Here is a 7,846-nt window from a genome sequence, read left to right as displayed (position 1 = left end):
TTTCTGGAATCACTGGCCTTGGACAAGGGTGGAAGGGAGTAAACCAAACCTAGTCTCCTTTTTTAAAAAAACCATCATGTCAGGGTTTCGCTTACTGAATGATTTTAGATTATCTGTCTATATTGGTGATGTTTTTGATATCAAACGTACTGCCCTAGACCAACATCAATCTCAAATGAAACAACTAATTCCTCATCCACGCTGGCTAACCCTAAAGGATGTGTCAGAAGGGGAATTTTTAGACTGCTTTTTTCAAAACTATGAATTATTTCGTCGATATCGTTTGACTCATAATTCTGAATAGTAACGATAAATTAGCCAATTTGGCAACTTCATTAAAGATAATCATGGAATCATAAGTAACAAGAGTGTTCAAGACCTTTATCAGTCATATAATTTCTGGATATATGGGACATCATATATCCATTTTGTTTTTTGTTTATCTTCTCAATTGGGTAGGGAGTAGGGAGTAGGGAGTAGGGAGTAGGGAAGTCATAATTCCCATCAATCTGAGTTTTACATCTCATTTAAAAACACTATATAAAGATAAAGTAACAATATGCAACAATTAAATCCACCAGAAAATTTAGTAAACAAATCCTTCACAGACTCATTCTCAGACAACTGTTGTGCAGGTAAAACCATTGGTACTAAAACTCCCAGTGGTGCAGTTCGTAAGGGTATAGATGTCGAAAAGCTGATTGGGATTGACAATGGCGCATTACGTCTCCAGCCCCTGCTAAAACCTGCGTGGGGCAGACAGGGCATTGCTTATGGTCCATACATCCGTACCAATGGACTGGCCTTTGCAGTGTTTCTGAGCAATGGTCATAATACATCCCAGACGGAAAGGATTGAGCCCCTGACAGAACGACTCCATCGCTGGATGATTGGTCCTGAGACAGATAAACCGGCTAAACGACTTCTGCGTTGGACTTCCAGTCAGGGAAAAAGCAGGATGCTGCGAAAGCTCCTATGGTGGATTCGTAGTACCTCCAGAATTTCCAGATATTTCAAACCGTTTAAATTGCCAAATATTGATGAGAATCTGGCAGTGGGTTGGTTCCCCAGGGAAGTTCCTGTTGACGCGACTGCAGAGGGAAGTGCCTTTATTGTTCATGCCACTGGGGCAGAAAATGGAGAGTTGTGGACTCGGTTGGGGGGGTATCTGCTCTCAGCATTTAGGGGCTTACAAAATCTCCAGGTTTATTACATTGTAGTTCTGCGGGAAAAGGGAGCTGCCTATTATGCTGCTTCTGTTCCTAATGCTCATGGTCTGGCCGCTTACCCTAACATGCGTCCCATTGCTATTGATCCTTTCAATGATGATGCCACAGTATATGCTGGTGTATACCAAAGTATTCTGGGACAGAATGGTTTTGAAGTCGATACGCGAATTTATGGCGCTAATGTAGCCCAAATTTCAGACATCGCCACCTGGTACGGTACAGCTCAGGCAGCAGATGACCTGATTGGTGATGGTTTGCTAGATGGTGCTGAAGCGGACAAGGGTGGTTTCTGGAGTGTCTCTCAAGGAAGTTATGAGTTAACAGCTGATGGTGCTAGAGCCACTCAACCGGATAGCGTCGCTATGTTGGAGTGTCCCACACCCTCTGGGCTAATCCATTTGCTGGTCGAAACGTCTACTCAGATAACTGGAGTCCGCATTTTGTGGCGTGTTCAGGATAAAAACCAATACTGGAGTTTCCTAGCAGACGGGGACAAATGTCAACTTATGATTCAAGACCATGATAGCTGGGAATGTTTAGCTGTTAGCGATCTATGGTATTTACAGCCCTTAGCAATCAACTCCTTACAGATATTGGATGATGGTAAGACCTTTAGCCTGTATCTCAATGGCAAGTTGGTCTTTAATAAGTGCTTTACAGATACCCGCCTGGAAAACGCTACCGGTGTTGGCATCGGTGGGATTAACCCTAATAATAGTCTGTATTTTCGCTCCTTTGAGGCTCACCCACGCACTATCCCTATTCCTTCTGAACTCGACCTGGGCTCCCCTTGGGTAGTAGAGGGTACCGAAATGGCTATCACTGAAGATTTTGCTGGTGCAGCTGGGGACTTGATGGGAAAAACCACCACTAGTGGTAGCAAAGTCTGGCATCGGAATATTGGGCTAGGGGTAATTGAGCTGACTGGGAATAGTACAGCCAAAGTCCAAGCTGATGCTAAGCATCCTAATCCAGGTCGCACTGCCTACACCATTGATTGGGATCACCCAGAAATAGCGGATTTACAGGTAGACATTACTCCCCCTGGAACTAGACGAGGACAGGGAGAAAAAGGTCGTGGAGGGTTTATCTTTTGGCAGGATGCTGACAATTATATCACTATCAATAACTGGTTAGATGACTGTTACGGTGGTGCTTCAATGTCTTCGTTTTTCTATCTCAATGGCTTTGAAGAATTATTTGATGCTGTCTGGACAAATGTGGGTAAACGCATTTCCTGGGGTGTCTCCCATCGGCTCCGCATGATTTTTGACGGCATGAATTACATGATCTTCATCAATGATGAACCAGTATTGTATCGTGCCCTGACAGATGTTTATCCAGATGCGGCGCGTCTTAGAATTAATCGAGTTGGGATTGTCGCTAACTGGGAATGGGGAAATGATACAGGAAGTGTATTTCAAAATTTTGTAGCAAAGGTTTAGACTAATGAATTTAAGCAATCAACAGGTAACCCTTAACAATGGAGTAGGTGCAGGACTAAAATTCTATGGGGATGGTTCTAATCCTGATTTTGCACGTGGTACCTATGAACTTCCGCTTCAGAAAGCCTTAGCAAGCTGCTTAAACCGTGATCATATCTTCTATGATATCGGTGCCAATATTGGCTTTTTTACTATTATTGCTGCGAAGCTAGTTGGGCCATCTGGACAGGTTTATGCTTTTGAGCCAGTTCCAAACAATGCTGACATTATTCTACGGAATGTGGAGCTTAATAGCTTCTCCAATGTTACTGTTTTCCCTCAAGCCGTTTCTGAATCAACCGGAACCGGAGAATTGTTGCTGGCCCATCATTCAGGGGGAGCTACTTTAGCTACAGCGGGTACACCTCCAGACCTCAGGGGTGAAATGACAGTTGACCTTGTGTCTATTGATGATTTGGTTTCCCAAAAGACTTTGAAACCCCCAACGGTCGTGAAAATCGATGTGGAAGGAGCAGAAATTAATGTTTTAAGGGGGATGATTGAAACTATTAAAGAATATCAGCCCATCCTGATTTATGAAGTAGATGATGGGAATCAAGAGTCCTTCAAACTGAAAAATCAAACCATTGAGATGTTTATTGACTCTCTAGGATATAAAATCATGCCCCTGGAACCAGCTTATCCCAATATCCCCTGGTATGTTGGACATGCGATCGCGTATTCAAATCTAAATTGAAAATGCTATATAGCGGTTTTAAATTTGGTGAGGTACAGAGTTCCTGGTTTTAGGGAACAGCGGATCTGGGAACAGGGAACAGGAAAGAGTAACCCACCCCTAACCCCTCCCAGGAGGGGAAGAGGGAACAAGGGAAAAATCCTGTGTACCTCATTAGGCTAAAAACAGCTAGGCTCCTGAAGCTATAGCAATCCTAAATCAATTGAGAGAATGTTTGTTCCCTGTTCCCTACTCCCTGCTCCCTGCTCCCTGTTCCCAGATCCGCTGTTCCCAGATCCGCTGTTCCCTTTGCTATATGCCGAATTCTAGGCAAATTCTAAAATATGCTCAGCAGTAACTTGAGCTTGTTCCAAGTGAGGCACATGACCACAGTCTTTAATCCAGATTAATTGAGATTGTGCGATCGCATGCTTAAACTTACTAGCAGCAGCAGTGCCCAAAATTTGGTCATGGTCACCCCATAAAATTAGAGTTGGCTGGCTAATCTGAGCCAGCTTATCTCCAAAATCACCATAACCACCACTTTTGGTAAACGCAATCAAGGCTTGATTCCAACCAGGCATTTCTAGGTGCAATGCAGCACAAATTCGGGCATCTTCAGAGGCCCAACCTTTATCATAGTAAGCGTTTTTACTTATACTTTGTCTTACCTTGGGATTAGCCAAAAATGCTGTCGCTAGGTAGCCTAAGGGAGGAAATAAGAACTTCCCAATCGGGGGAGCCTTGGTGCAGCCAGCGCTATCTATTAATACTAGCTGTTTAACCACCTGGGGGTAAGTGAGGGTAAAATCAATCGCCGCTGCACCTCCCATCGACGCTCCGACTACAATGACTGGTGTTTTAATCAGGGTTTTCCAGAAATAATAGAGATGGGTTGCGATCGCATTGGGACTAAACGGAGTCCCTGCCATGCGATCCGTAAACCCAAAGCCCAACAAATCCACTGCCCAGGTTTCATTTTCCTGAGCCAGCAGTGGTAGCAAGCGGCGTAATTCTAGCAGGGAACTATCGAAGCCATGGAGTAACAGAATCGGCGTGCCACCCTTACCCTGATTAACGTAAGTTGTGGCAATCGCCTGTGGGCTCAGGGGAGTTGAGATAGCTTGACGCTCAATACTCTGAGCAAGAACAATCGAGGTAGACTCAACTAGCTGCTTGGTGTTGGAGGGAAGAAAATCAGGAAACATCAGTTATTTATAGCAGTTCTCAATTGGGTGAGGTACCTCGTTCTGGGTTTGAGGGAGTAGGGAGCAGGGAGTAGGGAGTAGGGAGTAGGGAGTAGGGAGTAGGGAGTAGGGGGAATAAAATTGAGTGTACCTCATAAGTACGATAAACGCTATAAACCCGATTAACTGGTGATTAAGACAAAAGGCAAAAGACATCAATGAAAATATTAAATTTTAAATTGCCATTAACCATAAACCATTAACCATTCCCTAATCCCTAAAGAAGCCACTTAACTTGATTATCAATTTGGTGAATCCCCTGTAGCCGTTGTTACCTCTACAGCCTTGCCATCCTTCCCTTCTACTTTCCCATTATAATGGTTCTTTAATCCAATAATTTCGTTTTTTACCTGATCCAACTCCTCTTTAATAGCCTGAGTTTGCTCTTCGAGAAGCTCGTTCATAAAGTTTTCCACAATATTTCGTATGGGTCGCCACAATTGTTGCCAACGTTGGTAGTCTTTCTCAAGTAGCTGCAAATAGGCATCACTACCGTGGGGAAACGGAATACCCCCCAAGAATTCTACAGCTCCGCCAAAATCGACAGAAACCCCCTGGGAACCCAGTCCCATCACAGTGTATAACTCTCCAACAGGACTACAGTTTGATAGGTAAAAGTTCCCAACTCGCAAACCATTCCCAGCCAACATATTTAAGGGGAAGGGGGGCGGCAATGGCATACTAGGAGCTATATCCAATAAATTTTCCACGCGATGGGTCAGCCCCTTACCGATTTGTCGCTCGTAGTAGTTGGCAAATGACTCATTGCCTACTTTTGGTGCCCCAATCGTGTAGACTTTGAGCATCACAGTCGAACCAAAGTAACGCCGCAAAGCATTAGCACCCAGGAAGGCTAAGGACCCCCCTAAACTATGACCAGTGACATAAACGTCCACTGGCTCCTTGAGTTCTTCGAGTTCTAGCACCCTAGTTTGTTGAAAATTTAAAATGTCTGTTAGCTCGTCATCATTACCCAGTTCCTCATCTGCCACTGCTTCCTCAATCAGTGCTCTGGCTTCGAGCTCAAAATCAGTACCGAGTCGAATTGCTCCAGCATCGGCGATGGCTGTGATGCAGGCAAACTGCCTTTCATAAGTCATTTGGTGGATCTTGTCAAAATCTTTGGCTGTGAGCTTACCTAATAAGGTCTTAAAAAAGATTTCGAGTTGATCACAAACCGATTCAGAGGCTTCCAAAAATCCTTTAACCACTTTAATTCTTTTATCAGTGACGGAACCGTAGTTGACTAAATCCCAGTCAAAGTCAGATACCAGGTCTGTTAGTTCAAAAGCCCCGCGATCGGTCACGATTGAGCCTCGGAAAACCACGGTATACTGATGACCAGTTGTTTTTTTGGCAATAAATCCACGTACATTGCTTTCATCATTGCGGATGCTGTGGACAAATTTCCAGTCTTGAGAGCGGTAAAGGGAATTGTAGATTTCTTGAATTTCTATGTCGTTGACATTGCCATCATCATACTGGTATACCGAGTAGATTTGCTGGCAAAATTTGGCCATTAATATGGCTTCATCAAAGCTAAAACCACTTTTGATATTCTGGGACATATTCATCTTTAATTGACCTCCTGAGCTTATTCAGATCTTGGCACACTTTTTTGAGCCGTAAAATTCTAGCAGTTTGCTGTAGGTTAAATATATAGCAGTTCTCAATTAGGTCAGGGACTTTTGTCCTGGGTTAATGGCAGTAGGGAGTAGCGATGCAGCCAGGTCTTGGGGAGGCAGCGCGCTCAAAGGAGGCCACCCCATGAGCGACTGCCGTTCCACGGGGCTTTCAAGGTGTTCGCAGGTGACCCACGCAGCCCCTCCCCGATGAGCAACTGGCGTGGTTTTCCCCACTCGCGCTTTGGATCAAGACATTGATTTTCAACTTTGAGATGCACCACTACCGCACACCCCACACCCCACAGTCACGTCTTTGTTAAAAAGCTACCTGATGAGGGCTCTGGCGCGGGGAGGGGGGGAGTAGGAAAAAATGCTGTTTATCTCACTCGTGATGAGAATTGCTATATAGCTTACTTAAGCAAATTCTTTAGGGTTTGAGCTAACACTTTAACATGAGGTTGTCGGAGTAGATTAAGGTGATGACCGGGAATAAGATGAGTTTCTACCTCCTGAGCCGATAACTGACTCCAACCCAAGGTGGGGTCTTGAGGATTTGAAGTCCAAGGTTTGCTGGTTCGTAATAAAGTTATTTTACCAGTATAGTGCTTAGGAGTATAACGAAATGATGCCTGGGTATTCCCTTGCATAACTCGAAGCAATGGGCGACTAGAACGAATAAGAGAATTAATTCTATTTAATACTTTGCCAAGGGTTTGGGATTTATTTGCTGACTGTATGGATGGTAAAGCCTCTTGAGCCAATACCCTGACATTAGCTGGCTTGGGAATTTTAACATAATCATAGACATAGGGCCAAATTTGAGGCAAGGCTTGTGTGAGCAAAAACTTAAAACCAACATACAACTTAGTTAGTTGACTCGTTGAATTGGGAGGCAAATCAATCAAAATAAGACGCTCAGTAACTTCCCCAATTTCTTCTAACTGTCTGGCCATTTCAAAAGCAATCAAAACGCCCAAAGACCAGCCCCCTAAGTAATAAGGTCCATGAGGTTGAACTGTTTTTATCGCTTTAATATAGTAAGACGCCATTTCCTCGATACTAGTTAAGGGGTTTTCATTTTCCATAAACCCTAGGGATTTAATTCCGTAAAACGGTCGGTCTTTTCCTAGAAGACGTGCTAACTCAAAATAGGTAAAAACAACTCCTGCTACAGGAGGAAGGCAGAAGAAAGGAGATTTATTACCTTCTGGTTGTATAGGAATCAGACAGGGGAATAAGTCAGATGGAGAATCACTAGGCTCGGAAATTGTTGTTGGTGATTCAATCGTAGCCTGAGGGGTATTTTGATGCTCTGCTTGTGAAAGATCTTCCGGAGCAGCTAATTCCATTTCTGACTTTTTATTGCTTGAATTATTCCTTAATGTTAGTTGCTGATTAATTTCTGTTCCTAAATCAGCAATACTAATTCCCTCTACCAACTGCACAATAGGTATATCTCAGGGCTATTTCATTCTAAAAATGCGCTTGAGTGTGTCTAGTCCAAATTGGCAGTATCGCTGTGCTTGAGCCATATTGGAGAAGCCATTGGAGCGATAGATATTCAGCGCAAAATTACGAGCAACTG

Annotated in this window: 7 protein-coding genes and 1 pseudogene; 3 read left to right on the top strand and 5 right to left on the bottom strand. The window is 43.8% G+C overall.

The window, feature by feature from the left end; genetic code table 11:
* Positions 1-304: pseudogene (locus F6J99_RS37635) on the top strand (PIG-L family deacetylase); the annotation flags it as partial.
* 49 nt (positions 305-353) lie between these two features.
* On the opposite strand, the gene F6J99_RS37630 reads toward F6J99_RS37635, so the two are convergent.
* The gene (locus F6J99_RS37630; RefSeq protein ID WP_293120956.1) at positions 354-527 is read right to left on the bottom strand and encodes a hypothetical protein; all 174 of its coding nucleotides are present in this window, start codon (positions 525-527) and stop codon (positions 354-356) included.
* Between the two features lie 32 nt (positions 528-559).
* On the opposite strand from F6J99_RS37630, the gene F6J99_RS37625 reads away from it, so the two are divergent.
* Positions 560-2,674, top strand: a complete 2,115-nt coding sequence (locus F6J99_RS37625) for a nucleotide-binding protein (protein ID WP_293120954.1) — start codon at positions 560-562, stop codon at positions 2,672-2,674.
* Positions 2,675-2,678: 4 nt separating this feature from the next.
* The gene (locus F6J99_RS37620; RefSeq protein WP_293120952.1) at positions 2,679-3,410 is read left to right on the top strand and encodes an FkbM family methyltransferase; all 732 of its coding nucleotides are present in this window, start codon (positions 2,679-2,681) and stop codon (positions 3,408-3,410) included.
* Positions 3,411-3,715: 305 nt separating this feature from the next.
* On the opposite strand, the gene F6J99_RS37615 is transcribed toward F6J99_RS37620, so the two are convergent.
* The 4 genes from F6J99_RS37615 to F6J99_RS37600 all read right to left on the bottom strand — a co-directional run bounded on the left by F6J99_RS37615 (position 3,716) and on the right by F6J99_RS37600 (position 7,706).
* Positions 3,716-4,597: an alpha/beta hydrolase gene (locus tag F6J99_RS37615; protein WP_293120950.1), complete on the bottom strand. Its 882-nt coding sequence runs from the start codon at positions 4,595-4,597 to the stop codon at positions 3,716-3,718.
* Between the two features lie 3 nt (positions 4,598-4,600).
* A complete protein-coding gene (locus tag F6J99_RS37610) occupies positions 4,601-4,732 on the bottom strand; it encodes a hypothetical protein (protein ID WP_293120948.1) in 132 nt (43 codons plus the stop codon).
* 146 nt (positions 4,733-4,878) lie between these two features.
* Positions 4,879-6,210 (bottom strand): hypothetical protein, encoded by a 1,332-nt coding sequence (locus F6J99_RS37605; RefSeq protein ID WP_293120946.1) that lies wholly within the window; start codon positions 6,208-6,210, stop codon positions 4,879-4,881.
* 461 nt (positions 6,211-6,671) lie between these two features.
* Positions 6,672-7,706: a thioesterase domain-containing protein gene (locus tag F6J99_RS37600; protein WP_293120944.1), complete on the bottom strand. Its 1,035-nt coding sequence runs from the start codon at positions 7,704-7,706 to the stop codon at positions 6,672-6,674.
* Positions 7,707-7,846 lie beyond the last annotated feature (140 nt).

Source organism: Moorena sp. SIO4G3, from assembly GCF_010692305.1.
Taxonomy (GTDB): domain Bacteria; phylum Cyanobacteriota; class Cyanobacteriia; order Cyanobacteriales; family Coleofasciculaceae; genus Moorena; species Moorena producens_A.
Note: the sequence above shows the minus strand (reverse complement) of the source record. Positions and strands in the feature narration are given on the sequence as shown.

Bases quoted from the DNA above. Each gene is read 5' to 3' on its own strand.
- F6J99_RS37625 (WP_293120954.1), top strand. From the start codon at position 560: ATGCAACAATTAAATCCACCAGAAAATTTAGTAAACAAATCCTTCACA.
- F6J99_RS37630 (WP_293120956.1), bottom strand. From the start codon at position 527: ATGAGATGTAAAACTCAGATTGATGGGAATTATGACTTCCCTACTCCC.
- F6J99_RS37615 (WP_293120950.1), bottom strand. From the start codon at position 4,597: ATGTTTCCTGATTTTCTTCCCTCCAACACCAAGCAGCTAGTTGAGTCT.
- F6J99_RS37610 (WP_293120948.1), bottom strand. From the start codon at position 4,732: ATGAGGTACACTCAATTTTATTCCCCCTACTCCCTACTCCCTACTCCC.
- F6J99_RS37620 (WP_293120952.1), top strand. From the start codon at position 2,679: ATGAATTTAAGCAATCAACAGGTAACCCTTAACAATGGAGTAGGTGCA.
- F6J99_RS37605 (WP_293120946.1), bottom strand. From the start codon at position 6,210: ATGAATATGTCCCAGAATATCAAAAGTGGTTTTAGCTTTGATGAAGCC.